General features: G+C 57.9%; 17 protein-coding genes and 2 pseudogenes. 13 read left to right on the forward strand and 6 right to left on the reverse strand.

Going from position 1 to position 25,582, the window contains the following annotated elements; translation table 11 throughout:
• The first annotated feature begins 521 nt into the window (after positions 1 to 521).
• The 7 genes from glmS to NUH86_RS22560 all read left to right on the forward strand — a co-directional run bounded on the left by glmS (position 522) and on the right by NUH86_RS22560 (position 10,021).
• Positions 522 to 2,345, forward strand: coding sequence for a glutamine--fructose-6-phosphate transaminase (isomerizing) (gene glmS, locus NUH86_RS22530; protein WP_267253146.1), 1,824 nt, complete (start codon positions 522 to 524; stop codon positions 2,343 to 2,345).
• 324 nt (positions 2,346 to 2,669) lie between these two features.
• Positions 2,670 to 4,373 carry a polysaccharide biosynthesis protein gene (locus tag NUH86_RS22535; protein WP_267253171.1) on the forward strand — a complete coding sequence of 568 codons (1,704 nt, stop codon included), beginning with the start codon at positions 2,670 to 2,672 and terminating at the stop codon, positions 4,371 to 4,373.
• A gap of 39 nt (positions 4,374 to 4,412) precedes the next feature.
• Entirely contained in the window at positions 4,413 to 5,435 is a 1,023-nt protein-coding gene (locus NUH86_RS22540) for an NAD-dependent epimerase/dehydratase family protein (RefSeq protein WP_267253147.1), read from the forward strand.
• A gap of 8 nt (positions 5,436 to 5,443) precedes the next feature.
• Positions 5,444 to 6,739, forward strand: coding sequence for a Vi polysaccharide biosynthesis UDP-N-acetylglucosamine C-6 dehydrogenase TviB (tviB, locus tag NUH86_RS22545; RefSeq protein WP_267253172.1), 1,296 nt, complete (start codon positions 5,444 to 5,446; stop codon positions 6,737 to 6,739).
• A gap of 24 nt (positions 6,740 to 6,763) precedes the next feature.
• The gene (locus tag NUH86_RS22550; RefSeq protein ID WP_267253148.1) at positions 6,764 to 7,660 is read left to right on the forward strand and encodes a glycosyltransferase family 2 protein; all 897 of its coding nucleotides are present in this window, start codon (positions 6,764 to 6,766) and stop codon (positions 7,658 to 7,660) included.
• Positions 7,645 to 8,865 carry a hypothetical protein gene (locus NUH86_RS22555; protein ID WP_267253149.1) on the forward strand — a complete coding sequence of 407 codons (1,221 nt, stop codon included), beginning with the start codon at positions 7,645 to 7,647 and terminating at the stop codon, positions 8,863 to 8,865. The genes NUH86_RS22550 and NUH86_RS22555 overlap by 16 nt, the downstream gene beginning before the upstream one ends.
• Positions 8,866 to 8,899: 34 nt before the next feature.
• The gene (locus NUH86_RS22560; RefSeq protein ID WP_267253150.1) at positions 8,900 to 10,021 is read left to right on the forward strand and encodes a glycosyltransferase; all 1,122 of its coding nucleotides are present in this window, start codon (positions 8,900 to 8,902) and stop codon (positions 10,019 to 10,021) included.
• Between the two features lie 207 nt (positions 10,022 to 10,228).
• Here the strand turns inward: NUH86_RS22560 and NUH86_RS22565 are convergent, their stop codons facing one another.
• Both NUH86_RS22565 and NUH86_RS22570 read right to left on the reverse strand, forming a co-directional pair.
• Positions 10,229 to 11,464: a hypothetical protein gene (locus tag NUH86_RS22565; RefSeq protein WP_267253151.1), complete on the reverse strand. Its 1,236-nt coding sequence runs from the start codon at positions 11,462 to 11,464 to the stop codon at positions 10,229 to 10,231.
• A 190-nt stretch (positions 11,465 to 11,654) separates the two neighbouring features.
• Positions 11,655 to 11,912 (reverse strand): annotated as a pseudogene (locus NUH86_RS22570) (IS110 family transposase); the annotation flags it as partial.
• 74 nt (positions 11,913 to 11,986) lie between these two features.
• Between NUH86_RS22570 and NUH86_RS22575 the strand changes: the two are divergent.
• Positions 11,987 to 12,513, forward strand: a pseudogene (locus tag NUH86_RS22575) (ABC transporter permease); the annotation flags it as partial.
• Between the two features lie 129 nt (positions 12,514 to 12,642).
• Here NUH86_RS22575 and NUH86_RS22580 read toward each other — a convergent pair.
• Together NUH86_RS22580 and NUH86_RS22585 are read right to left on the reverse strand one after the other, a co-directional pair.
• Positions 12,643 to 13,962 carry a UDP-glucose dehydrogenase family protein gene (locus NUH86_RS22580; RefSeq protein ID WP_267253152.1) on the reverse strand — a complete coding sequence of 440 codons (1,320 nt, stop codon included), beginning with the start codon at positions 13,960 to 13,962 and terminating at the stop codon, positions 12,643 to 12,645.
• A gap of 192 nt (positions 13,963 to 14,154) precedes the next feature.
• Positions 14,155 to 15,264 carry a glycosyltransferase family 4 protein gene (locus tag NUH86_RS22585; protein ID WP_267253153.1) on the reverse strand — a complete coding sequence of 370 codons (1,110 nt, stop codon included), beginning with the start codon at positions 15,262 to 15,264 and terminating at the stop codon, positions 14,155 to 14,157.
• Between the two features lie 93 nt (positions 15,265 to 15,357).
• Between NUH86_RS22585 and NUH86_RS22590 the strand changes: the two genes are divergently transcribed.
• Positions 15,358 to 16,227, forward strand: coding sequence for an NAD-dependent epimerase/dehydratase family protein (locus NUH86_RS22590; protein ID WP_267253154.1), 870 nt, complete (start codon positions 15,358 to 15,360; stop codon positions 16,225 to 16,227).
• On the opposite strand, the gene NUH86_RS22595 is transcribed toward NUH86_RS22590, so the two are convergent.
• Both NUH86_RS22595 and NUH86_RS22600 read right to left on the reverse strand, forming a co-directional pair.
• Positions 16,224 to 16,778, reverse strand: a complete 555-nt coding sequence (locus NUH86_RS22595; protein WP_267253155.1) for a sugar transferase — start codon at positions 16,776 to 16,778, stop codon at positions 16,224 to 16,226. The two genes, NUH86_RS22590 and NUH86_RS22595, sit on opposite strands and share 4 nt — an antisense overlap.
• A 527-nt stretch (positions 16,779 to 17,305) precedes the next feature.
• Entirely contained in the window at positions 17,306 to 18,655 is a 1,350-nt protein-coding gene (locus NUH86_RS22600; protein WP_013039775.1) for an IS1380-like element ISSp1 family transposase, read from the reverse strand.
• 416 nt (positions 18,656 to 19,071) lie between these two features.
• Between NUH86_RS22600 and NUH86_RS22605 the strand changes: the two genes are divergently transcribed.
• The 4 genes from NUH86_RS22605 (at position 19,072) to NUH86_RS22620 (ending at position 24,536) form a co-directional block, all read left to right on the forward strand.
• Complete coding sequence (locus NUH86_RS22605; RefSeq protein WP_267253156.1) at positions 19,072 to 20,313, forward strand: O-antigen ligase family protein; 1,242 nt, start codon at positions 19,072 to 19,074, stop codon at positions 20,311 to 20,313.
• A gap of 107 nt (positions 20,314 to 20,420) precedes the next feature.
• Complete coding sequence (locus NUH86_RS22610; protein WP_267253157.1) at positions 20,421 to 21,074, forward strand: polysaccharide biosynthesis/export family protein; 654 nt, start codon at positions 20,421 to 20,423, stop codon at positions 21,072 to 21,074.
• Positions 21,075 to 21,087: 13 nt separating this feature from the next.
• A complete protein-coding gene (locus tag NUH86_RS22615) occupies positions 21,088 to 23,292 on the forward strand; it encodes a GumC family protein (protein WP_196227587.1) in 2,205 nt (734 codons plus the stop codon).
• Positions 23,292 to 24,536 (forward strand): hypothetical protein, encoded by a 1,245-nt coding sequence (locus NUH86_RS22620; protein ID WP_196227588.1) that lies wholly within the window; start codon positions 23,292 to 23,294, stop codon positions 24,534 to 24,536. Before NUH86_RS22615 ends, NUH86_RS22620 begins: the two co-directional genes overlap by 1 nt.
• Positions 24,537 to 25,582: the final 1,046 nt, after the last annotated feature.

Below are 25,582 nucleotides of genomic sequence, written 5' to 3' on the forward strand. Positions count from 1 at the left end.
GGGGACGGATGAATGCTGCGATTCCTCCATGATTACCTATCATTGTAACAATCGGCTCGCATAAGCCATCACCAGGATGGCCCAACTGAAAGGATGTGTGGAATTCTCGCTTCGGCCTGACAGCCAGAAATGGCGTTGGTCGATTACCATGTTGCGACGACCCATCAGCAGGTCGTTATTTGAGCTGCTGAAGCAACAGGACGCCCATCCGGCTCTGCATGTCATGCTGAGCTGCCGTATTTCTGCGTGTGCGGATAGTTGATCGGTCGTCATTGAGATTCCCTTTCATTTTGTGGCCGAGGCCTTGGGAGAGGGGCCGGGAATAGCAGAAGCGCAAGCCGTTGGGGCTGCTCCAACGGCATAGATTTCTTGCGATGGCGAGGCTGCACCCTGCTGTCCTCATGCCTGTTTACGAACCGGGTCGGGCCCCGAGTTTTCGCAAATAACCGTAAAGGAATCGCAACTTGCATCGGATTGGATGCTGTGCATAAGAAGCACTCGCAAATTGGGGCTGAATATTCATGTGTGGAATCGTTGGTATCATAGGCCATGATGATGTGGCGCCCCGACTGCTGGACGGCCTCAAACGGCTGGAATATCGGGGATATGATTCCGCAGGAATTGCCACCTTGAGCAATGGCAGGATCGAGCGGCGCCGCGCATCGGGGAAGCTCAACAATCTGTCGGGGGAGCTTGAAGCGGCTCCGCTCCAGGGCGCGATCGGTATTGCGCATACGCGCTGGGCCACGCATGGCGGTCCAACGACGAATAACGCGCATCCGCATGCCACCGCCGAGGTCGCGGTCGTTCACAATGGCATTATCGAGAATTTCAAGCCGCTTCGCGATATGCTTGTCGCGCGCGGACGGGTGTTCACGAGCGAGACGGATACGGAAGTCGTCGCGCATCTGATCAGCGAACAGGTCGAGGCCGGCCTCAGTCCCATCGACGCGGTCCGGGAAGTTCTTCCCGAATTGCGGGGCGCTTTCGCGCTGGCGATCCTGTTTCGCAGCCATCCCGATCTCCTGATCGGCGCCCGGCTGGGCTCTCCGCTGGTGGTGGGCATTGGCGAGGGAGAGACTTATCTTGGTTCTGACGCGCTCGCGCTGGCTTCACTGACGCAGCGTGTCGTCTATCTGGAGGAGGGCGACTGGGTCGTCTGTACGCGCGAAGAGGTGCGGATCTTCGACCAGGATAATGAGCCTGTCGAACGGGCGGTAACCCTGTCGGGTGTCGATGGCGAACTGGTGTCCAAGGGGAACCACCGCCATTTCATGATCAAGGAAATTTACGAGCAGCCGATCGTCGTCGCGCAAACCTTGCGATCCTATCTGCGCCGCATTGACGAGACGCTCACATTGCCGATTCCTGACTTTGATTTGTCGGGGATCAAGCGTGTCACGATCGTGGCGTGCGGCACCAGCTTTTACGCAGGAATGATCGCCAAATACTGGTTCGAGCAGTTCGCGCATGTTCCGGTGGATCTCGATGTAGCATCGGAATTCCGCTACCGCGCGCCGGTGATCGAGCCCGACGGCCTGGCGCTTTTTATCAGCCAGTCGGGCGAAACCGCCGATACGCTGGCGGCATTGCGCCATGCCCGGGAAGAAGGGCAGAAGATCGCCGTCGTCGTCAACGTGCCCACGAGCAGTATGGCGCGCGAGGCGGACCTGGTGCTGCCGACCCATGCGGGTCCTGAAATAGGCGTTGCTTCGACCAAGGCCTTCACCTGCCAGCTGGCCGTACTGGCCGCGCTCGCGGCCAATCTGGCCCGCGCCAAGGGCCGCATGACGCAGGAGGATGAGCAAGGGGTCGTCAGGCATCTTGCTGAAGTGCCGGCGGCATTGAATGCTGCCCTCGCCTATGAGGAAACCATCCAGACCGTTGCGGCCGAGATCGCGGCGGCGCGGGACATTCTCTATCTGGGACGCGGGACCGATTATCCGCTCGCGCTCGAAGGCGCGCTCAAACTCAAGGAAATCAGCTACATCCATGCCGAAGGCTATGCGGCTGGCGAGATGAAGCACGGCCCGATCGCGCTCATCGATGAAAAGGTGCCGGTCATTGTGATCGCGCCTTCGGGTCCTCTCTTCGAGAAGACCGTCAGCAATATGCAGGAAGTCCAGGCGCGCGGCGGCAAGGTTGTGCTGATCAGCGACTATGACGGGATTGAGGCTGCAGGCGCCGGCTGCCTGGCGACGATTACCATGCCCAAGGTTCACCCGCTCATCGCACCGCTGGTGTACAGCGTACCGATCCAGCTCCTTGCCTACCATGTGGCGGTCACCAAGGGCACGGACGTGGATCAGCCGCGCAATCTCGCAAAATCGGTCACTGTCGAATGATGGGCGTCATCTGTGCCCTTCGTTCAGCCGCGCCGCTGGCTTGCAGCTGACCATCGATCCATTTCGCAGGGAAAGCACATCGACTGAGGTGCGCAAGCAATGACGAAAGAAATCGCTAATCCTATCCTTGACGCTCTGGAGGCGTTTACGTCGCTGCCGCGCTCGGCTCGGCGATGGCTGGTCTTCTGTCTTGATGGGGTGCTTTGTTTCGGCGCGGCATGGATCGCGCTCGCCCTGCGATTGGGCGAATGGCCTGATGATATAAATGTGCTGCTGACACTGGCTGGCACGGCGTTGCTTTTCTGGGCGACGCTGGCGTGGCGGATGGGCATATACCGCAATCTGATCCGATTTTCCGGTGCCAGAGCGTCCGGCAGACTGTTCTATGCCTGCGCTTTATTGTCGGCGCCGCTCACGATCATTTTCGGATGGGTGCAGGTTTCGGGCGTTCCGCGCACGACATCGCTTCTCCATCCCATGATCTTCTTCCTGCTCATGCTGTTCCTCCGCTTGAGCATGCGTTTTGTCGTCAGCGATCTTCTGCATCTGGCGCGCGGAAATGGAGAAGAAAGGCGAAGGCTGCTCATCTACGGGGCAGGGCGAGGCGGCCAACAGCTCGCCAATAGCTTGCGGCAGGAGCCGCACCTGGTCCTGGTCGGCTATGTTGACGATGATCCCCGGCTAAGCGAGCAGCAGCTTGATGGTTTTACCGTCTGGCATTCGTCATTGCTGGATCGCATATTGGAGGAGCGGCAGGTGGATGAAGTCCTGCTCGCGATTCCAAGCGCCCTGCGAGGCCGCCGCCGTGAGATCGTGACGGCGCTGCAGACGCGCAAGATCCGCGTCAGGATGCTGCCCGGCATCGGTCAGCTGATCGACGGCCATGTGACGGTAAGCGATCTTCGCGACGTGCAGGTCGAGGATCTGCTGGGCCGCGATCCGGTAGCGCCCAACGAGATGCTGATGAGGCGCTCCTTGCTGAGCAAGAATGTGCTGGTGACGGGGGCGGGGGGATCCATCGGCAGCGAACTTTGCCGTCAGATCATCCGCTCGCATCCCCGGCGCCTGATCCTCGTCGAGCAGTCGGAATATTTCCTGTACGCGATCGAGCGCGAACTTCGGCAAATGGCCTCGCAGGAGGGGCATGATGTCGAAATCGTGCCTGAGCTTGCCGACGTCGCCGATCGAGACTCTGTTTTCCGCATCTTTCGCCGCTGGCAGCCCGAGAGCGTCTATCACGCTGCTGCCTACAAGCATGTGCCGCTGGTGGAGAGCAATCCGATCGCGGGTCTGCGGAATAACATCTTCAGTACTCTGCATTGCGCGCTTGCCGCCGAAGCGGTGGGGGTCAAGCGTTTCATCCTGGTAAGCACCGACAAGGCAGTGCGGCCGACCAATGTCATGGGCGCCTCCAAGCGGGTTTGCGAGCTCATTCTCCAGGCGCGGGCGCAAGAGCAGAAGAATACGCTCTTCACGATGGTGCGCTTCGGCAACGTGCTGGGTTCGAGTGGTTCGGTCGTGCCCCTTTTCAAGGCGCAGATTGCTTCGGGCGGTCCGGTGACGATCACGCACCGGGAGGTCACTCGCTATTTCATGACCATACCCGAGGCATCCCAACTCGTCATTCAGGCGGGCGGCATGGCCCTGGGCGGCGAGGTGTTTGTCCTCGACATGGGGCAGCCCGTGCGGATCGTCGATTTAGCCGAAACGATGGTGAGGCTTTCCGGGCTGTCCGTGAGGGATGAGGTGACGCCTGGCGGCGACATCGAGATTGTCGAGGTAGGCCTGCGTCCCGGAGAGAAACTCTATGAGGAACTCCTGATCGGTGACAATCCGGCGCCCACTGCTCATTCACGGATCATGCAAGCGCGCGAAGCCGTTCACCCTTGGGAAAAGCTAGCGGATGAACTGACAAGCCTTGAAGGCTTCTTGAGCCGTGGCGACGTAAATAAATCGGTTCAAATGCTTAGATATCTGGTGCCAGAGTATAACTGGAACAGTTCATTACAACAATCGTCCGCATCGTAATTCATTTTTGGTAATCAGGTAGTATTTATGCGAAAAAACATGCCAACCGATAGCCGAATATTCGTAACCGGAACAGCCGGATTTATTGGATTTCATCTTTCCAAGCTCCTGCTTGAGCAAGGATTTTCTGTTGCTGGTTATGACGGAATTACGGACTATTATGATGTCAATCTGAAACGCGCACGCCACGAATATTTGGGCAAACATCATAATTTCACTGCGACCGAGGGTATGCTCGAGGATCAGGCATTGCTCGATGCGACCATCGATGCGTTTCAACCGAATGTCATTATTCATCTCGCTGCGCAGGCGGGCGTACGCTACAGTCTTGAAAATCCCCGCGCCTATCTCGACAGCAATGTTATTGGTACATTCAATGTCATGGAAGCGGCGCACCGCAATTCCGTGCAGCATCTGCTGATGGCGTCAACCTCATCGGTCTATGGAGCGAATGAGGATATGCCGTTTACGGAAACCGAAAAGGCTGACACGCAGCTTACCATTTATGCGGCGACTAAGAAGGCGAATGAGTCGATGGCGCATGCGTATGCGCATCTGTGGAATTTGCCGACCACGATGTTCCGTTTCTTCACCGTGTACGGACCGTGGGGCCGCCCTGACCTTGCGTTATACAAGTTTGTCGATGCGATGTTGGACGGTCGTCCAATCGATATCTACAATCATGGCGATATGTATCGCGACTTCACATATGTCGATGATCTTGTCCGCGCGATCCGGTTGTTGGTTGATGCAGTACCAGAGCGACCTGCATCGCGTGACGATATTATTGAAGGTGACTCGCTAAGTCCCGTAGCTCCATTTCGTATTGTCAACATTGGGAACAACGACAAGGTCCGTTTGCTCGACTTCGTAGAAGCTATAGAGGAGAGTGTCGGGATTAAAGCTATCCGCAATTACATGCCAATGCAAACCGGGGATGTCCCCGCAACCTGGGCTGACGCATCGCTGCTTGAGCGGCTTACGGGCTACCGGCCCGCGACAGATTTTCGCGATGGCATCGCCAAGTTCGTTGCTTGGTTCCGGGAGTATAAAGGGAAATGAACGTGGAAATGGTTGACGTGGTTGCCCCGAACTCGCTGGATGACCTCAGAATCGCGGTGGTTGGGCTGGGTTATGTCGGCCTTCCGCTAGCGGTGGAGTTTGGTCGTATTCGATCGGTTGTTGGCTTTGATATCAACCAGCAGCGCATCGATGCGCTCCGGCGAGGTGTGGATAGCACGCTTGAGACCGATGGTGACGAACTGGCTGCCGCCAGGCACCTGCGCTTTTCGACGGATCCAGCGGACATCGAGGGTTGCAACCTATTTATCGTAACGGTGCCAACGCCAATTGACGCTCATAGACGGCCTGACCTAACGCCGCTTATCAAGGCGTCGGAAACAGTTGGGAAGGTGCTGAAGCAGGGCGATATCGTTGTCTATGAGTCAACCGTTTATCCGGGGGCAACAGAGGAAGACTGCGTTCCCGTGTTAGAGCGGTGGTCTGGGTTGACCTATAATCGCGACTTTTTCTGCGGCTATAGCCCTGAACGTATCAATCCGGGTGATAAGGAGCATCGTCTGCCATCGATCCGCAAGGTAACCTCGGGCTCAACCCCGGAAGTGGCGGAGTTGGTGGATCGGCTATATGCATCAATCATTACTGCGGGAACCTATAAGGCGGACACCATCCGTGTTGCCGAAGCGGCTAAGGTAATCGAAAACACCCAGCGCGACCTTAACATCGCACTGATCAACGAGCTGGCAATCATCTTTAACAGGATGGGCATTGACACCGAAGCGGTGTTGAACGCTGCAGGCACGAAATGGAACTTTCTGCCGTTCCGACCCGGGCTTGTTGGAGGGCATTGTATCGGGGTGGATCCCTATTATCTCACCCACAAGGCGGAAGCGATCGGCTATCATCCGGAGATTATCCTCGCCGGGCGGCGTCTGAATGACGGTATGGGGGCCTATGTTGCCGAACAGCTCGTCAAAGCTATGCTCAAGCAACGCATCCAGGTGAATGGCTCAAGAGTCTTGGTGATGGGGCTGACCTTCAAGGAAAATTGCCCCGATCTTCGCAACACCCGTGTCGTCGATGTGGTGAGCGAACTGCAGGAATATGGCATTACAGTCGATATCCATGACCCCTGGGCTGACGCAGATGAGGCACGCCACGAATATGGCATTGATCTAGTCGAGAGACCCATGGCGGGCGGTTATGACGGGATCGTTCTCGCGGTCGCGCATCAAACGTTTGCCAATCTTGGCGCAGATGGCATTCGGCAATGGGGGAGGCTCGGTCATATTCTCTATGATTTGAAGAATGTGTTTCCGGCGAGGAAGAGCGATCTGAGATTATAAGGCAGAAAACATAGAAAAGAGTAAATGTTCTTCGTCGAGATTTTTCGTAAACTGACGTGGAATTGTACTGACAAAATAGGAAAACTGCAAATCGCATCGAGTATATCGGGACTTACAGCTGCAATGCCTACTACGCTAAGTATTTGTATTCCATCCTATAGGCGACGAGATCTTATCCGTGATTTTGCACGGGAGGTCCTATCTTTCCCAGGCAACTTTGAAATCGTTATCCACCTTGATGGTGATGTGGATGGATCGGCGGAAGCGTTAACCGCGATCACGGATACTCGCCTAAAGGTATCGTCTGCTCCGAATGCTGGTCGGGCAAGTGCGATTGCCCGTGCGCTGTCAATAGCACGTGGCAGATATGTGATGATATACGATGATGATGACACGCTAACCGAGGCTGGCCTTCGCGAAATTTTAGCGGATTGCTCTCGGCCGCTGCCGGACGGAATCTGTGGCTTCATTTATCATATGAGCGATCAGGGGGGGCAACGGCTCGGCAGCGCATTTGGTGTGACTAGATCCAACTTCATTAAGCTCCGCGCTGATGAAAACGTCAAAGCTGATAAAAAGGAGGTCGTGCTACGCGAGATCGTGAATCGGTGCAATACATTCGATATTGGGTCCCACCGCAGGGTGCCAACCTCACTCCTTTGGGCCAGGATTGCGCTTGATCATGATGTCTTGTGCCGTGAAGTGGCTGTGGGACAGAAGAATTACGATGCGGAAGGGATGACCGCCCGCCTGAAGCAGTTGAAGCGGAGAGACCCACTCCCGATGTTCGAAACGCACCGTCTGCGTTTTCGAGCTTGGACTCGAGGGCGCTATAAGTCAGGGTGGTTTGCCGTCAGGTCTGCCTTCGGTGCGCTTCAGTATGGGGCGCTAGCGTTCAGTCGCCGGTGGGCGCGGAAGTGAAGACTGCGGCGTTAAGATTGATGGAGAGCGCGGTTATTCGCGCGGGCCCTGGATTGCTCAATCTGCTGGCATTAGGGTTGCTGGCTGACAGGTTGAATACCGTATCCTACGGCACATACTCTACAGCGTTTGCTACCGTGACAACGCTAGGGAGCATTCTCTTCGGCCCGATAATTTACGGTGTTCTCCCAGAGTATAGCCGTAATGCTAAAGGAGAAGAAGAGAGTCATTTTGTCAGTTTAATTGTCGGTGTCGTAACAGTAATTTTCGGATTCTCTATAACAATAATGTTCGTCGCGCAGGGGATCGCAGGCGCGATTTTAGCGACCATTGGTAGTGGTGCCATGACAGCACTGCAGGAACTCTTGCGCGGTAAGTTGCGCTTATGGAGCTATGGTGCTGTAGCATTGTCGCAGTCTCTGACCTTCGTAGGTTTAATATTCCTCTTAATTGATCATGATGCACCCGAACTGGCGCTGTGGCTTTACGCCGGGAGTTGTGTCATTGGTATGGGCGTTGCGTTTGCGCTACTCGGATTTCCTTCGCTTCGGTTGCGAGGGATCGGTCGACTTGCTCAAGCCGTTAAGGTAGGGGGTATTTACACAGCTAGTACTCTCGTCGAGGGCGGATTTATACTTGGTACTCGCTATCTATTCCTTGCATTCAATGCACGAGAGATATTGGCAATATACTCGTTCTGTATTGATATTTCACAGCGTCTGGTCGGGGTTATGATTAACCTTGCGACTTTCCAGTTTGTGCCACGTGCTTATAAGCAGGCGGAAGAAGAGGGTAATGTGGCCTTCCTCGCTATTCTGCGCCAAGGAGCGGGTGTTGGGGCCATTACTGCGCTGGCTTCGATGCTGTCGATATTGGGCGTGCGTGAATCTGGGCTGCTGCCTTCGAAGATTCTGGCGTTGCTCGACCCTCCGATTTTTGTTTTAATTGCACTGGGATTGGGGATCAATCGATTAAAGAAACTGCTCGTCGATCCTGTGGCGATCCGTTTCAACAAATCCCAATTCATATTGATCGGTTATTTGGTCTCAGCTCCAGTCACCTTTGCGAGCGTGGCATTGGTGTTGCGATGTGGCAGCTATTATGGTGTCGCCGTTGTATTAATGTGTGGCTATTCGCTGGCTACGTTCATCGCGAGAATGGGCTATCGCCGCGTCATGGGTGCTCGCGAAAAGCTGTCCGTATGAAGATGCACCAGGTTCGACGATTAGGCATTACGACATGACAGAATCTAAGCAGGCGTTGTTCGTTATGCCCAGCAGCTTGATCGGAGGTGCTGAGCGGGTCGCGTTCAATCTTATTCTGCTCTTACTTTCGAGCGGTTGGCGGGTATCGCTGATCACGATGTCGCGCGGGCGAACCCCCGGGTGGGATCAACTTGAGGGCGATTCGAACTTCCGGTGGACGGCGTTAGAGGCAAAGTCAGACAAGGTTGGGATGCTGGCGGCTGTCGCCACTGTAGCGCAACTATCACGCCGTCATAATTTTTCGTTCGTCTATTCTACACACATACACGTTAATGCAATGCTATCGGTGTTGCGCCGCATCCGATTGCTGCGGACGCGCGCGTTGGTGGCACGCGAGAGCACGATGATTTTTATGCGGAAAACGAAATATCCCCGCATACTTCTTCACCTGCTCTACCGCTTATACGGCGATATCGATGGGTTGATCTGTCAGACAACACTGATGAAGAGCAATTTGCTAAAATCTGTTCCGCATTTGCGTCGTGTGCCGATGGCGGTATTGCCAAATCCGACTGACGCGGAGCATATCGCCCGGTGCGTTGTCCAAGGCGATGATGATACCGATAACGGTCCGATCGACTTCGTTTTCTGCGGCCGACTGATTGCGTTGAAGCGGCCCGATCTAGTTATCCGTGCGATTGCTCGGCTGGATCGAGAAAGCTGGCGGAGTGCTCAGTTCCTTGGCCGTGGTCAGGAGAATGGATTGCGCGCGCTTGCGGTCGAGCTCGGCATTGCTGATCGAGTCGTATTTCGGGGTATGGTTGACAACCCTTACACAGTGTTTGCGCGGGCTCGGGTAGGCGTGCTGGCGTCGACGGTTGAGGGCTTTCCAAACGTCCTCCTAGAAATGATGGCTGCCGGGACTGGTCGGATCGTTTCATCGCTGTGCACGCCTGCAGTGCTTGATCTCCCTGGAGTCGATATCGTCGATCCGTTCGATGAAGAACGATTGGCCGCCGCCCTCGAGGCGGCGCTGAAGGGCGCCAGGCGAACGGAGATGTTTCAAGCCTATATCGCAGAGGAGCGCTCCGTTGCTTTGTTTTGGGATCGCATCCAGCACTTGCTGAGCACTCGTGACTGCGCGGTAGCGGATTAGGACTTTGCTACCTCACTCTCGCTGCGGCCTTGTGAGGTGGTGAAGCGCCCTAAGTTTTCCGCAGGCTCCGATTTGTGATAGGGAGCTTTCGTGATTGACCTTATCCCGGGGAATGCCTCCAGCGGGGATGAGAGGAATCCGGCAAAATCGAAGCTGATAGGAGCTGGAGGTTTTGCATGAAGAAGTCGAAGTTCACAGGCGAGCAGATCACTTCGCTTCAGCGTAAAATGCTACGAATAAGGCACTGACAAAGGATACTATCAGGCCCGCTATGGCGATTTGTCGCATAAACGAACCAAGGTTGTCCATACCATTGCGATGAGCGTAGAACGCAAGAACGCCTCCTGCGCAGGCAATCATAGCCTTCCGCAGACCACTTTGTTTGACGAATTGGCGGTCGCACCAAACGAGAGCCATTACATAGCCGAAATAGAACAAAATCACCCCAACAGCCCCGCCGACAGCCCAGCCGTGCGCGAGGAAACTGCCGGCCACTCCGTAGGTCACGTTAAATGTAAAGCTGCTCTGCACGAGTTCGTTATAGAGGTTCGTGCTCACTCCGAACGCGGAGGGAACGAGAAGTAGGTTACCCAGTACACTTACAAGAAACTGAAGAAAGCCGATATCAAGACCGGTGTCCATGACGTGGCTAAGGTGGCTGTATATAATCAGTGGTTCAAAGGTTAGGAGCGTGTCTTGTATCGAGGTGCCGCTCTCAAGTATTCCAATGCCGAAGTAGTTCTTGATAGAGATGTAGATCGGCTTACCGAAGACAACGATCACTGCCGCTGCGGCTAGTGCTGGGGCTCCGAGACCCTGAAAGAGCGTTCGGGCCCCGCCGTTCTTGTGGCCAAGTGTGAGCACCGCTGCTGCGGTGACAATCGCTACCATAGTCCTGTCGCCGCTAAGAAACCTGAGCGCAAGCATGGCGATGAAAAATGCTGTCATCTTGCGACTGGAGATCAGCAAAGATGAAACGAGGCCGATGGCAACAAACCACTTAGCCGTCAGTGTTATAGCGTCGTTCACTTGTTCAGCGCGATCGGCAAGAAAATACAGCGGCCCAAGATTGTACGCAGAGTATGCAAAAGTTGCGAGCGAGAGAAATGCGCAAGCCCACATGACATGACTCAGCCGACGCTCATTTACGGCAACGGGTGGATAAAACTGGCGTTTGGTATCAATTCTAGCTGTCATCATGGCACCGGCCATGAAGGCAAGCCAAGCGGTGAGCAGCACCCAGTCCGATGCATCCGGCGCATCTACCAAAAATCGCTGTTTGGCAACTACGGAAACGTAGATAGGCATCTCGAGACCAATGATGCCCGGAATACTGTAGATTGCCATCCCGACACACCCGAGTGTGGTAAAGCTTAGCAAGCCATGACATCTCACACAATAAATGAAAGTCAGAATGACGATGAAGGCGACAGCAAAGCCCATGCGAAGCCGTTAGCGGAACAGATTGGCCACGGCAAGTGCGAGTGGTGTGGACAGGGGGCTGTTGCTGTCGATCTGATGCGCCGCGTAGACGCCAAGCTGTCCGAGGCCTCGAGGACCGCACCTCGTTGTGGCGCATTTGCGGGTGTTCTGGGACGGATCCGGCGCCGGAGCGCGCGGCATCGTTTTAGCCCTTTTTGACATAGGGCTTAAGGTATTGCGCCAGCATAAGCTTTACATCATGCTCGAAACCTATGAGCTGACGCGCCCAATAGTGTGACGATGCGCAAGCCTCGATGCCGACCAAGCAGGGCGGCAGCTTAGCGAAGAACTTCAGCATGCGCCCGCGTGTCAATCGTTGCCGCAACACTGGAGCACCATCAACATCCACACCATGTACCTGGAACACGTTCTTCGCTGGGTCCAAACCTATCGTCTTCGCGGTCCCCATCGTGCCTCTCCTTTCGGCTCATCCGCAGAGCATCCTGCGGAAGGGTTGGAGAGCCGTCCACGTCATCATTCCCGGTTGGGGTGGCCTTCGCCGACTTCATCGCGCCTGGCCTGATGATCATGGGCGTGATGGACAATGGCTTCACCAACAGCAGTTTTTCCATGCTGGTGGGCAAGATGTGGGGCACTTTGATCGATCTGATGCCGCCCCTCTCCCTCAGCGAACAGCGAACAGCGAACTGCTGCTGGCGCTGGTGGGGGCTGCGGTGACGCGCGCCGTTTGCGTCGGGCTTGCGCTGCGGGGCGTGCTGACGTCGATCTGGGTGGACAAAGTTCGACTATGTCGCCATCACCAATTTCGTGATCGGGCCGATGATGCTGCTATTGGGCACCATTTATTCGATCGATCGCCTGGCGCCTGCGTTCCGGGCGATCAGCCACTTCAACCCCTCCTTCTACGTGATATCGGGCTTCCGCTATGGCTTCGTCGCGGTGGCGGATGGTGACGCGCTGGGGGCAGCATCGTGCTGTTCGCGCTGAATGTCGGGATTGACCCGCTCTGCTACACGCTGCTCAAGCGCGGGTGGAAGATCAAGGCCTGACAGTTTCAGGTCAGGCCTGCGATCACGGGGACGACGAGCATCGTGCCTGCCAGCAACAGGATGGCCAGTGCCCAGTGGTGCAGGCGGGGAAGGGCGCTTTCTTCGCGCCCTCCCGCTCGCGCAGCAGCGTCAGGCCGCGACCCCCTTGCCGCCCACGCGGATCAGCGAGAAGCCCGCTGCCTCCGCCTCGGTAGGGGGATAGATGTTGCGCAAGTCGACCAACACCTTGCCGGTCATCGCGGCGGCCAGCCGTTTCAGGTCCAGCGCACGGAAGGCGTCCCATTCGGTCACCAGCACCAGCGCATCGGCATCCTGCGCCGCCTCATAGGCGTCCTTTGCCATGGTGACTCCGGGCATCATCGGTGCCGCCACTTCCATGCCCTCGGGATCATAGGCGACGATCTTCGTACCCGCATCCTCCAGCGCCTGCACGATTGCCAGGCTCGGCGCGTCGCGCATATCGTCGGTGTTGGGCTTGAAGGTGAGGCCCAGCAGCGCGACCTTCCTGCCCCGCGCGTCGCCCCCCAGCGCCTTCACGATCTTGCGCCCCATCGCCCGCTTGCGCAGGTCGTTCACCTGCACGACGGTTTCAACGATGCGGATCGGCGTGTCATAATCCTGGCCGGTCTTGACCAGCGCCAGGGTGTCCTTCGGAAAGCAGGAGCCGCCATAGCCCGGCCCGGCGTGAAGGAATTTGGACCCAATGCGATTGTCGAGCCCGATGCCGCGCGACACGTCCTGCACTTCCGCGCCAACGGCTTCACACAGATCCGCCATTTCATTGATGAAAGTGATCTTGGTCGCCAGGAAAGCGTTAGCGGCATATTTGGTGAGCTCCGCCGTTCGCCTGCCGGTGAACATGACGGGAGCCTGGTTGAGGTTCAGCGGCCTGTAGACCTGAGCCATGACGGAAATGGCGCGCTCGTCGCCTGTGGTTCCCACGACAACGCGGTCAGGCCTCTTGAAGTCGCCGATTGCCGCGCCTTCGCGCAGGAATTCGGGGTTGGACACGACCTGGATGTTGATGTCGGGGCGCACTTCCTTGACGATCCGTTCGACTTCATCGCCCGTTCCCACCGGCACGGTGGACTTGGTAACGATGACGGTCGGCCCGTCGAGCGACTGCGCTATCTCCCGCGCGGCGGCATAGACGTAGCTGAGGTCCGCATGCCCGTCGCCACGCCGCGACGGGGTTCCCACGGCGATGAAGATGGCGTCCGCGCCTTTTACGCCTGCCGGGAGATCCGTCATGAAGGTCAGCCGCCCGGCCGAAGCATTGCTCGCCACCAGTTGGTCGAGGCCGGGCTCGAAAATCGGCATCCGGCCCGATTCGATGGCCGCGATCTTGCCGGCATCCTTGTCGACGCACACGACGTCGTGACCGAAATCGGCGAAACATGCCCCGGACACCAGACCAACATATCCCGTGCCGATCATCGTGATCTTCATAAATACTTGCATCCTCACAGAAATGGAATGGAGTAAGGCGCCACAGCCAACCACGACCGCGTACAGAAGCATGAGGCGCGTTTACCCGCCATGGCACTTTGACCGATTACAGAAGGTGTCCATTTGATATCGAAAAGACGACGGCTTGAGTTGGACGGGACGAGGGCTTGATCATGGACCATGTGATCTGATCTACAATCCAAGCTCGTTGAGCAGCTTCGAATTTACCTTATGGACATCATATTTTTCCTCCGCCAGTCTGCGACTGGCATCGCCCATCTGCTGTCGCTTGTGTGCATTCTTGGCGAGGTCGATCATCGCCTCTGCGAGCGCTTGCGTATTTTGAACGGAAACCAAATAGCCGTTTTCACCATCAATTGTGGTTTCCCGGCATCCGGCGGCGGTAGTCGTCACGATTGCCCGCCCGGTTGCCATCGCTTCTAAAACGGTGCGCGGCGTACCCTCGCGCCACGATGGAAGGACGAATACCGTGGCAGAAGCGATCGCCGGTCGGACGTCCTCCAGATGGCCGAGATATTCGATGCCGCTGGTAATCCATGCGTCGAGTTGCTTGCGACTGACCGCATCGGGGCCGGTGTCAAGCATCCCCGCGAACTGAAAGCGTGCTTCCGGCACCGCGCCGCGAACGATTTGCGCAGCCTCGACCAGTTCACTAAGCCCCTTGCTGTAGAGGAGACGAGCGATGGTTAGGAAAATGGGCGCGTCCGGCAGGGGCTGCCGTGCATATTGTTGAAGATCGACCCCCGACCCATTGGTCATGATGACCTTGCGGGGATCGGATAGGCAGCCGGCGCGAATGAAATCGTCCCTGTCATCGGGATTCTGGAAAATGACGTGGTTGTTACCGTTCGCGGCGATCCGATAGAGGCGCTGGGCCACCATTTGTGTCAGCCGGCGGACGAATCCCTTGCGACTGATGAACGCGAAACCGAGTCCCGTTACCATGCTCACAGACCGCACCCCGGCTAGCCGCGCCGCGATGCTGCCCCAAATGTTCGGTTTGATGGTGTAATTAAGGACGAGATCGATTTTTTCCTCCACGATCAGGCGGTGGATATTGTAACAATAGCCCATGTCGCCGAAGAACGACACCTTGGTCCGTTCTAGCGGGACATCGTGTGGTATCGCACTGAGTGCCCGGAAGTGGTCGGCGAAACGTCCGGTGAGGCCGGGCGAGGATACGTGAACGATATGCCCTCGGGCAATCATGCTTTTGACCAAATGTGTGCGGAAATTATATAGATAATGCGGATGCGAGCCGTTTAGTAATACCCTGGCCATTATCGTGCTTGTCCTTTGCAGCGAGCTTGACGAAGCTTGGACTTCGGTTGCAAATGCGCTTCAGTTCTCCTCGCCGAGATGACAGGATAGATCATGCGCATTGCCGTCGTGGGCGCCCGTGGATTCGTTGGCCGACATCTCACCCGTTTCCTGTCAAATCAAGGAATAAACGCTGTGCTGATCAGCCGCAATGAAGTGGCATCGGGAACTTTCGGCACGGCGATCGCTGGATGCGATGCGCTGGTCAATTGCGCTGGCAATAAGGAGGGCCTCGGCACCTCCGCAAGGGAGGCGAATGTCGAACTGCCGCTCCGCCTTCTCGCCGCCGTGATTGCCGCCGATATTCCTGCTATGATCCAAGTCAGCAGCGTGGCCGCGCTTGCTAGCAGCAGCGGCCCCGGTGAGATAGTGACTGACAACTTTGCAGGTTGGCCGACCGGCGTCTATGGCCGTAGCAAGCGGGAAGGTGACGATGCCCTGCTGCAGGCCGCTTACGAGCGTAGTTATAGCGCGCTTGTCGTGCTGCGACCGCCAATCTTGATCGGGCCCGACGCCGGTGGTGTGTTTGCATTGCTGCGCTCAGCTGCGCGGGCGGGCATTCCGCTGCCGCTCCATGGGATAGAAAACCGGCGCAGCTTTATGCATGTGGACAACTTTGCCGCCGCAATTCTTGCGGCGGCAAGGGCCCGCTGTTCTGGAGCCTTCATCGTCACTGATTCACCGCCGCTGTCGAGCGCTGATTTATATGCACGGATGCTTGCTGCTGTAGGTTACCAACGGCGTTTGTTTTCCATCGGCAGATCGGGCCGTGCGATACTGCGCAACGCAATGGGCCGCCGCGGCGAAAGTCTGTTTGGTGATGCAGCGTACTCGGGTGCCCGCTTTGAGGCAGCTGTCCAAGTCGCCTGGCCTATTCCGGCCTCGATGATCGTTGAAAGGGCATTGGAGGGGATTGAACCTTAAGCCGCCCGTGCATCGCCATGTCCCCGTCCGTAAATGGTCTGAGCGAGGATGTTAAAGTCCAATGCCATCGAACGGGTGCGGACATATTCGCTGTCTAGCGCGGCAAGACGTGACGGGTCGGACATGTCCACGCCCTGGATCTGCGCTAGCCCCGTAATGCCGGGGCGAGCTGAGAATACGCCGCGCGCCGCGCGCTCGGCGATTAGTTCGCTATGTGAGGGTAGACCGGGGCGCGGGCCGACGAGACTCATGTCTCCGCGGATCACACAGATTAGCTGGGGCAATTCGTCGGCTTTGAACTTGCGGATCAGCCTGCTCAATCGTGAGATGGTGACGATGGGAGCGTGATGCGACGGCAGATCGCCGGTATTCGGCGGCATGGTACGAATCTTATAGATCTGGAAGGGTTGCTGACCCCTGCCCACCCGCCATTGGATGAATAGCGGGTTCGCGCGAAATTCGCACCACGAGAGAAACGCCGCGATGATGCAAATGGCTACCGCCGGCAAGAACAGGATCAGTGAAGCCGCCAGATCAAACACACGCTTCATGTCAAACTACCTTTGTCGTCGAGCGGAAGCGCATCGGAAACGCTGCCGCGAATCGTATCGTCGCTAGCGAAGCTGGAGCGCCAAGGTCCCCATGCCGCACTCCGGCAACGGCGTGTAAAGCCCAGAGATTAATGTGGCGCGCTGGGCAGCGCACGACCGCACCGTAGGTTTGCGCCACCACCTCGACTGAGGGAGGGTGAAATATTCCATATGGCAATTCTAACATTGGGCAACAATCAATTTTCGTCCAAGAATCCACATGGTTTCGAATTTGTCAAACAAAGAAACCAAACACCTGTATGTTTCTCATTGCATTGCGGAATCTAAAATGGATAGTGTGCCGGTTGTGATGGCACTAGCCTCTCTTATTCACGACGCTCGGTTTCGGGCCCGCTCTGGGCATTTGCTGCGGCTGGCTGTATTGCGCGGACGACCGGCATCGCTGGCGTTTGTTTCACCGCATTCGGATTGATGGGCTTTTCGGGTTGAAGGGCTGGGCTCGGAGTTCTGCGGCGCTGCCGCATGGGCTACGTCGGCGCAGGCTTCAGCCGGAGAACGAGGGCGCGGAACAGGTCGGCATCCGGACAGGCGGAAGCGAAGGCAATGCGGATGCGGCTAGCACTTTCTACGACGCGCGCAGCGACCTTGAGCAGCCGCAGGCGCAAGGTGGTAAACTCCGCGCTTGCCAGAGCAGCGGTCCTGGGCATCGCCTGCTGGATGCGCCATAGCAGCCAGTATGCGGCAGTGTGCAGTATCAGGCGCATCTGATTGGCATTGGCCGAGCGGCACGAGGTTCGGTCGCTGGCGAGCTGGGACTTGTGGCGCTTGATCAGGTTCTCGGCCTGACCACGCGCGCAGTAGAGCGTGTCGTAGATGTGCTCGGCCGATCCTGTTGCCAACGAGGTGACGACATAGCGGATGTCCATGCCCAGCGTGCTGGCCTCGATCCGTGCAACGACGCGACGCTGGCACTTCCAGGTCTTTGCCCCATAGCGGGTCTCGGCATAGTTGCGCAGGACGGGACACTGACGCTGGGCGCGCTTGACCGCGCAGGCATCGGCGACCGCAACAATGGCGGGATCGGCGCGCAGCGCTGAATTGGTGGGCAGGCCGAACACGTAATCGACGCGGGCCGCATCGCAGTAGGCCATGACCTCGGGTCGACCATAGTGCCCGTCGCCGCGGATAGTGATGTGGGTATCGGGCCAATTACGGCGCAGGTGACGCACCAGGCGTCGGATGTGCCCCGCCGCCTCCTTTCCAGAAGGCGTCTTGCCTGTGCGCAGCAGCATGGCCACCGGCCTGCCGGTCGCGGTGTCGTAGATATGGATCGGTAGGAAGCAGCGCTCCCCATGATGCCCGTTCCAGAACGAGAGCTGTTGATAGCCATGCACGACGTCGCACGTGTCGTCGATATCCAGCGTGACCGCTGTCGGAGGGGCGGGATAGCTGGCGCAGTAGATGTCGATCATCGCGGCCATCATGCTGGCCAGTTCGCGCGTAGTCGGTGCATTTTCCCACCGGCTCATCGTCGGTTGGCTGGCCAGCCCCGCGCCCGATTCCGGCAGCTTGCCGAGCGCCAGGCGGAAGCCTGGATCGTCGCGCAGAGCATCGAGATCATCGGCATCCTCATAGCCGCACGCAATCGCGAACACACGGGCACGCAGAATGTCATCCAGGCGATGGATCACCCGCGCTGGATCGCGCGGATCGGCAATACAAGCCGCCAGGCGCTGGCAAATCCCCATCGCGCGCTCGGCCTGTGCAAGCAGTAGAACACCGCCATCCGAGGTAAGCCGGCCACCGTCGAACGCAGCTGTGATTTTCTTGCGGCCGACTGCTGGGAATCCAAATGAGCTTGCGATATCATCGTTCATGGCGGGTGTGGCCCGTGGCATTTTCTGCCCTGCGGCAGGTTCGGCTTAGACACCCAGTTCCTAATTCAGATCAGAGGCTTACGCCACTCCCGCCAACCCTTCAGGACACTTTTGGTGAATAAGGCGGGCTAGGGGTGTGCCGTTGTGATGGCTGCTAGATGAGGGGTGTATCAGGATGCTTACAAGCTCAGGTTGGCGGCCGTTGACAGCTAGCGCGTGTTGGCGCGGCCGTGGCTGATGCGAGTTAGATTGCCATTGGTGTGTGAATGTATCGCGCCGTGGGCGCTGGAAGATGTTTGATGATTATGCCTGCAGTTAGGCATTTTTTGCCGGGAAGGCCAACGGCCGCCTCCTTGTTGTTTGTGACCTTTGTCTCATTGCTCCTGGCGGCGGGAGGAGCGTCTCATGCGGACGTCATGGGTCAGGTCGTGACTCGCTCGGTCGCATGGCTGACGCTGGTCATCGCGATCCTGTGCGGCCTGAAGCCGGACATTATTAAAACCGGAGCGGTGGCATGGTTGTTCCTGGCGGCGCTCCTGCTCGTTCTGCTACAGCTGGTGCCGCTACCACCCGCTGTCTGGACGCTGTTACCGGGCCGCGGACCGTTTCTCGAAAGTGCTCTTGGCGCTCCGCCCTGGCGTCCCTGGGCGATCGTGCCATGGGCCACGATGAATGCGGCATCCTCGCTCATTGTTCCTGTGGTCACGTTCTATCTTCTGAGCGTTCTTAACGATGATGAAAGGGAGCGTCTCCCGGGTATTCTGCTCGGCATGATCTTTCTGTCGGCGCTGGTCGGATTGTGGCAGTTTTGCGGATTTTCCTTCAACCATCCCTTGGTCAACGACACGGATGGAAGCGTCAGCAGCATCTTTGCCAATCGCAACCATTTTGCCCTTTTCCTGGCGATGGGATGCCTTGTTGCACCTGTCTGGGCCTTTTCGGGACAGCAGGGCCGTCATTGGCGGGCGCCTGTCGCATTCGCCCTCGTCATCCTATTTGCGCTGACCATTCTTGCGACAGGATCAAGATCCGGGATCCTGACGGGCCTTCTGGCCATCGGGATGGGACTGATGTTCAGCTGGCGCGACATCCGGCACGCGTTTCGCCGCGCGCCACCTTGGGTATTCCCGGTGTTGGTCGTCGCAATCATCGGCATCATCGCGCTTCTTGTCCTGATCAGTATTGCTGCTGACCGGGCTGAATCCATCAATCGCGCCATCGAGCTGGACCCCGGAGAGGACATGCGCCGCCGCGGGCTTCCCACCGTACTGGCCATGATCGGCGCCTATTTCCCGGTAGGAACGGGCTTTGGCAGTTTCGATCCGATGTTTCGGATATATGAACCGCTTGAGCTGTTGAAGCGAACCTATTTCAATCATGCGCATAATGATTTTCTGGAGATCCTGCTCGATGGCGGATTGCCCGCGCTGGTGCTGCTTCTCGTGGCGCTGGGATGGTATATCCGCGCGAGCATTCGAGCATGGCGGGCCGATCCGGCCTATTATGGATTGGCCCGGATCGGGTCGGGAATGCTGCTCCTGATTCTTGTCGCCAGTGTTTTCGATTACCCGGCACGAACCCCCATTTTTATGGCGATTATTGTGATTGCTGCGATTTGGCTCGGTCAGGGCGCATCACGCATCGCTTTACGCAGGTAGGATCAGCATCTAATGCAGATCCAATTCTTTTGGTCGCGGAATTCATATACATGCGGAAAATTCTTGTTTCACTGATTATTGCGACGAGTGTCGCTGGATGTGCAGGAATGCCTCCGCCCCAGCCGAGCGGGCAGCTGACGGTCGTGCCGGACAGCCAGGGGCTTCCAGCCCCCCATCGCAGCGATCTGGGCGCGGCTGACCGGCCGGCCCTCATCGGTCCGCTCGACACGATCGGCGTGGACATTTTCAATGTTCCCGAGCTCAGCCGGGAAATGCAGGTCGATGCAAGCGGGCGCATTTCCATGCCGCTTATCGGCACGGTCGATGCCCGCAACAAGACCGCCGACGAACTGGCGCGGACCATCGAGAATGCGCTCAAGGGGCGCTATGTTCGCAATCCCCAGGTGACGGTCAATATCAAGAGTTCGGTCAGCCAGGTGGTCACGGTCGATGGCGAGGTGACCGAACCGGGGCTCTATCCTGTCACCAACCAGATGACGCTGATGCGGGTCATCGCCTCGGCCAAGGGTCTCAACGAGTTCGCCAAGCAGGAACAGGTGGTGATCCTGCGCACGGTCGACAACCAGCGCATGGCTGGCCTGTACGACCTCGGCGCGATCCGCCGTGGGGCTTATGTCGATCCGCCCATTTATGCCAATGACGTGGTGATCGTTGGCGATTCCCCGGAACGCCGGCTGTTCCGCGACATCGTTTCCCTGGCGCCTCTGGTCGCCGCTCCGCTTGTCGCCATCTTGCGCTGAGGCCTGCAGTCACATGAATAGCATTGTTTCCAAGCTTGGCGGCGACACGGCATTGGCTGCGCTGCATCAGTCGCAATCCGAAGAAGCTTCGGTCCCCATCCTGCGCCAGTATCTGCGGATGGCCATGCGATGGCGCTATGTCATCCTGGGGGCAGTCGCGATCTGCTTCCTGATTGGGCTGGTGGTCACGCTTTTGATGACCCCCCAATATACGGCGTCCTCTACCATCGAGATCTCGCGGGAATCGGACAAGGTCACCGATCTGCAAGGGGTCGAGCGCGATGCGAGCATTGCCGACCAGGAATTCTACCAGACGCAATATGGATTGCTGCAGTCCCGCTCGCTCTCAGAACGCGTTGCAGCCGAGCTCAAGCTCATCGATTCCCCGAAATTTTTCGAGATGTTCGATTTCGAGAGCGAAGACCCTGCCTTCAAGCTGGTCAATGGGCGCTTTGCACCCGCCGGCCGCGCGACCCGGCAGCGCGTGGCAGGTGAAATTCTCCGCAAGCATCTGAGCGTCAATCCTACGCGGCTGTCACGTCTGGTAGATGTGAGTTTCACCAGTCCAGATGCTGCTTTTTCCGCGAAGGTCGCCAATGTCTGGGCCCAGAATTTCATCCAGACCAATCTCGACCGCAAGATCCAGGCGACGTCCTATGGCCGCAATCTTCTGCAGGGCCAATTGGCCCAGCTCAAGCAGAAGCTAGATGAATCCCAACGCCAACTGGTATCCTATGCGTCGCACGCGAAAATCATCAATCTGCCCGCCCAATCGGGCAGTGGGGATTCAAGCGCCGAGCGATCCATCGTGGTCGATGATCTGGCGGCCCTCAACGGCGCGCTCGCGCAGGCTACCGCCAACCGGATCGCGGCGCAGACCCGCTATGAGGAAAGTGGCAAGGCCGGGGCGTCCGCCCAGGCGCTGAGCAACACCGCGATCAACGGTCTGCGGCAACGCCGGGCCGAACTGGCGGCCGAATATCAGCGGCTGATGACGCAGTTCGAGCCGGGATATCCTGCCGCTGACGCGGTGAAGGCGCAGATAGACCAGCTCGATAGCAGCATCGCGAAAGAGGAAGGCCGCGTCTCCAATTCGCAATTGGCTGACTATCGCCAGGCCCAAGAACAGGAACAGGCTCTCAAAGCGAAGGTCGAGCAACTTAAGGGAGACTATCTCGACCAGCGCCGCAGGAGCATCCAGTATAATATCTATCAGCAAGAGGTCGATACCAACCAGGCCCTCTATGATGGCTTGCTGCAGCGATACAAGGAGATCGGCGTAGCCGGCGGTGTAGGCGTCAATAATATCGCTGTCGTTGATCCGGCGCAGGCGCCTAAGCTGCCCTCGAGCCCCAGGCTACTCATCAATCTTGCAATCGCCATTCTGGCGGGTCTCGGGATCGGCGCTGCCCTCGCATTCGGTCTTGAGCAGATCGACGAAGGGATCACTGACCCCGCAGAGGTCAAGCGAGCGCTCGGGCTGCCGTTGCTGGGTTCCATTCCCAAGGTGGACGCGGCGCCCAGAGACATCCTGCTCGACCGCAAATCGGATCTGGTGGATGCCTATCTTGCAGTACAGACCAATCTGTCCTTTTCGACGGATCATGGCGTTCCCCGTGCCTTCGCCGTCACCTCGACGCGCCCGAGCGAAGGCAAGTCGACAACGTGCCTTGCGCTGGCCTCCACGCTGGCCCGCGCCGGGAAAAACATCATCCTGGTCGATGGTGACATGCGGAATCCGTCCATCCATCAACTGGGGGGTGTTGCGAACCGGCGTGGTCTCAGCAATTTCCTGAGCGGGGAAGACGATATCGCGTCGCTGCTGTTCTCGATGGAGGATCTGGGTTTCGTGGCCATGTCAGCCGGGCCGCTTCCGCCCAATGCAGCGGAGCTTTTGACCGGCGATCGCCTCGCGCATCTGATAGGCCGCCTGCTTGAAACCTATGACCATGTGATTATCGATTCCCCGCCGGTCATGGGTCTGGCGGACGCGGCGCTCATCGCCACAAGGGTGGAAGGCGTCATTTACGCTGTGGAGTCGCATGGCATCCGCACCAATCTTGTCAAGGATGCGATCGGTCGTCTTCTCACGGCCAACGTCCGGATCATCGGTAGTGTTCTGACGAAGTTCGATGCGAAGAAGGCGCATTATGGCTACGGCTATGGCTATGAATATGGCTACAGCTATGGCCGCAAGACTGAAGCCCAAGCGGCCTGATGAAAGGGGCAAGAATCCGGCGGCAGCGACGTGCTCGACCCAATTGGGTCGCGCGGCTCGCACTGGCGGCGATTGCGGCCCTGCTGGGCTATTTCTCAGTTATGCAGTCGCTGGCCCTGGTGTTGCCGAACAGCAGGATCGAAGAGGCCTACGCCCTTGCGCCCGGCAATGGTCATGTAGCAGCGCGTTTCTCGCAGCAACTAAGTGGTCCCGAGGCCTCGCTTCAAGACCGTGCGCGCGCCGTCGCTGCGGCGCACGAGGCCTTGCGGCATGATCCGACCGCGGTTGAGGCTGTCGCAACGCTTGGGCTTGATGCAATGCTCAGGGGCGATGAGTCCAAGGCAGACCGTCTGCTCGCCTATTCGCAAAGAATGTCGCGGCGGGATCTGCGCACGCAGCTCACGGCAATCGAACTTGCTGTTGCGCGCGACGATATCCCAGGCGCCCTTCATCATTATGACATCGCGTTGCGGACCAAGAAGGATGCGCCAGGCCTCCTCTTTCCCGTGCTGGCCTCGGCGCTTGGTGATGACGCGATCCGGACGGGTCTCGTGCGGACGCTGGCCGATCGGCCGATCTGGGCCCTCGACTTTGTCCGCCATGTCGCGCGAAGCGACGCCGATCCGGTTGCGGCCGCCGCCTTTTTCCGCGCTTTGACAGCGCAGCGCTTTCCGGTTCCCGATAGCGCCAGCTCTGCTGTCGTGAACAAGCTTTTGACGGGGGGGCTGTCCGAGGATGCCTGGTCCTATTATGCCGCGACCCGCCAGGGGGCTGACAGGCGCAGTTCGCGCGATCCCAATTTTAGGAGCCTTCTGGAAGCGCCAAGCGCTTTCGATTGGGTTGCCATGAGCGGTACGGGTGTGTCGACGGCCCTTGTTCCTGATCCGGCAAACGGACTTTTCGACTTCACGGTCTCGATGGGCAATGGGGGGGCGCTGTTGCAGCAGCTGCAGATGCTTCCCCAAGGCGATTATATACTGGAAGGGCGCAGCCGCGGCATTGAGCAGCCCACGGGATCGCGGCCCTACTGGACCGTCCGCTGCCGGAACGGGCAGGAGGTTGCGCGGGTTGAGGTGACCAATTCATCACAGGCGAAGGGACGCTTCGAGGGACAGGTCCGCATTCCGGCAAATTGCCCTGTCCAGACGCTGGCACTGGTGGCGCGTTCCTCTGATGATGCCGCGGGGGTGACGGGACAGATCACCCATATCCTGCTACGTCCTGCGAATGCGCGCCGGTCATGATGGGAAAGCGGACAAATTCCTGCAAGCTCGTCATATTGGGAGTTCTTCTGCTCCTCGCCCGTCCCGTTGGGGCCCAGGAGGCCGCGCCACAACAGGGGCATCTTGCTGATTCCGCCGTCGGAGAAGTGGGGCAGCGCCAGACGAAAAGCAATTCGCCGACTGGCGCCGGACCTATGGGGCGCTTGAACAGCCGCGTGGCGAACCGCGTCCAAAGTCGCCTCCGTAACCGGATCGACCGATATTATGATCCGCGTGCCAATACGACATCGCCGTTCGAGGTGGCCGCAGAACGCAGCACACGCGTTCAAACTCCCCGCCGATAGCGGGCCTTGTTCGCGAGAAAACGGGCCTATCCTGCGATCTCAAGGAACGAGCGACGCGGGGAACCTGCTTTGCTGAGAGATCTGGAGATGAATGCCTGGACCGTGCACCGTCACACTCCTCTCTGAAAAGAATCGGTGCCCGGATGCTGTGATAAAACTCCCATATTTGTTTCGACTCCGATCTGATTATTGAATAGCGTGGAAAAGATCCTGCCTGACGATTCCCTCGTCTTTGACCCGAGGCGGGGTCCTGAAGTTTGCCAAACCCTTTGCGGCCTTCAGCGTCCCGGTGCCCCAGCCGCTTTCAGCGGCGCGACCAACCCCCTGGGCGCCGGGACATTCCATTTTTTCATGTGTGCTCTCATGCATTCTCGAAGCAGGTGGCATCAACTGCGGACTCGGGAAAGCGAAAAAAGGAGCGTGCGCGTACAGCATGGGGCTGTCGGGCGGGACCGCCGACAGGTCATGCCCGAACCCCTTGCAGATCCTGTGCGGCCGGTCCTGGAGCCCTATCGCTCGGACAGGATCCGGATCGCGTGAGGAAACGGCTGACCGAACGGATGCGCTCAAGCAATCGGACAGCAATCGACCGTTCAGCCGAGGCAATGGTGCGATGAGTCGAATAAGCGCACATATCGATGTTTGTTCAATATGTTAGAACGCCCGGGAATAGCGAGGAGTTGAGCATTGAAGCAATTTGCACTGTCGGTATCTGTCTGTGCG

It is taken from the genome of Sphingobium sp. JS3065, assembly GCF_026427355.1.
In the GTDB taxonomy this organism is placed as follows: domain Bacteria; phylum Pseudomonadota; class Alphaproteobacteria; order Sphingomonadales; family Sphingomonadaceae; genus Sphingobium.

Excerpts from the sequence above, each read along its gene's own strand:
- NUH86_RS22615 (WP_196227587.1), top strand. The coding sequence starts at position 21,088 with ATGAATAGCATTGTTTCCAAGCTTGGCGGCGACACGGCATTGGCTGCG.
- NUH86_RS22540 (WP_267253147.1), top strand. The coding sequence starts at position 4,413 with ATGCCAACCGATAGCCGAATATTCGTAACCGGAACAGCCGGATTTATT.
- NUH86_RS22620 (WP_196227588.1), top strand. The coding sequence starts at position 23,292 with ATGAAAGGGGCAAGAATCCGGCGGCAGCGACGTGCTCGACCCAATTGG.
- NUH86_RS22580 (WP_267253152.1), bottom strand. The coding sequence starts at position 13,962 with ATGAAGATCACGATGATCGGCACGGGATATGTTGGTCTGGTGTCCGGG.
- glmS (WP_267253146.1), top strand. The coding sequence starts at position 522 with ATGTGTGGAATCGTTGGTATCATAGGCCATGATGATGTGGCGCCCCGA.
- tviB (WP_267253172.1), top strand. The coding sequence starts at position 5,444 with ATGGTTGACGTGGTTGCCCCGAACTCGCTGGATGACCTCAGAATCGCG.
- NUH86_RS22585 (WP_267253153.1), bottom strand. The coding sequence starts at position 15,264 with ATGGCCAGGGTATTACTAAACGGCTCGCATCCGCATTATCTATATAAT.
- NUH86_RS22595 (WP_267253155.1), bottom strand. The coding sequence starts at position 16,778 with ATGAAGCGTGTGTTTGATCTGGCGGCTTCACTGATCCTGTTCTTGCCG.
- NUH86_RS22600 (WP_013039775.1), bottom strand. The coding sequence starts at position 18,655 with ATGAACGATGATATCGCAAGCTCATTTGGATTCCCAGCAGTCGGCCGC.
- NUH86_RS22610 (WP_267253157.1), top strand. The coding sequence starts at position 20,421 with ATGCCTCCGCCCCAGCCGAGCGGGCAGCTGACGGTCGTGCCGGACAGC.
- NUH86_RS22605 (WP_267253156.1), top strand. The coding sequence starts at position 19,072 with ATGGGTCAGGTCGTGACTCGCTCGGTCGCATGGCTGACGCTGGTCATC.
- NUH86_RS22565 (WP_267253151.1), bottom strand. The coding sequence starts at position 11,464 with ATGGGCTTTGCTGTCGCCTTCATCGTCATTCTGACTTTCATTTATTGT.
- NUH86_RS22560 (WP_267253150.1), top strand. The coding sequence starts at position 8,900 with ATGACAGAATCTAAGCAGGCGTTGTTCGTTATGCCCAGCAGCTTGATC.
- NUH86_RS22535 (WP_267253171.1), top strand. The coding sequence starts at position 2,670 with ATGGGCATATACCGCAATCTGATCCGATTTTCCGGTGCCAGAGCGTCC.
- NUH86_RS22550 (WP_267253148.1), top strand. The coding sequence starts at position 6,764 with ATGTTCTTCGTCGAGATTTTTCGTAAACTGACGTGGAATTGTACTGAC.
- NUH86_RS22590 (WP_267253154.1), top strand. The coding sequence starts at position 15,358 with ATGCGCATTGCCGTCGTGGGCGCCCGTGGATTCGTTGGCCGACATCTC.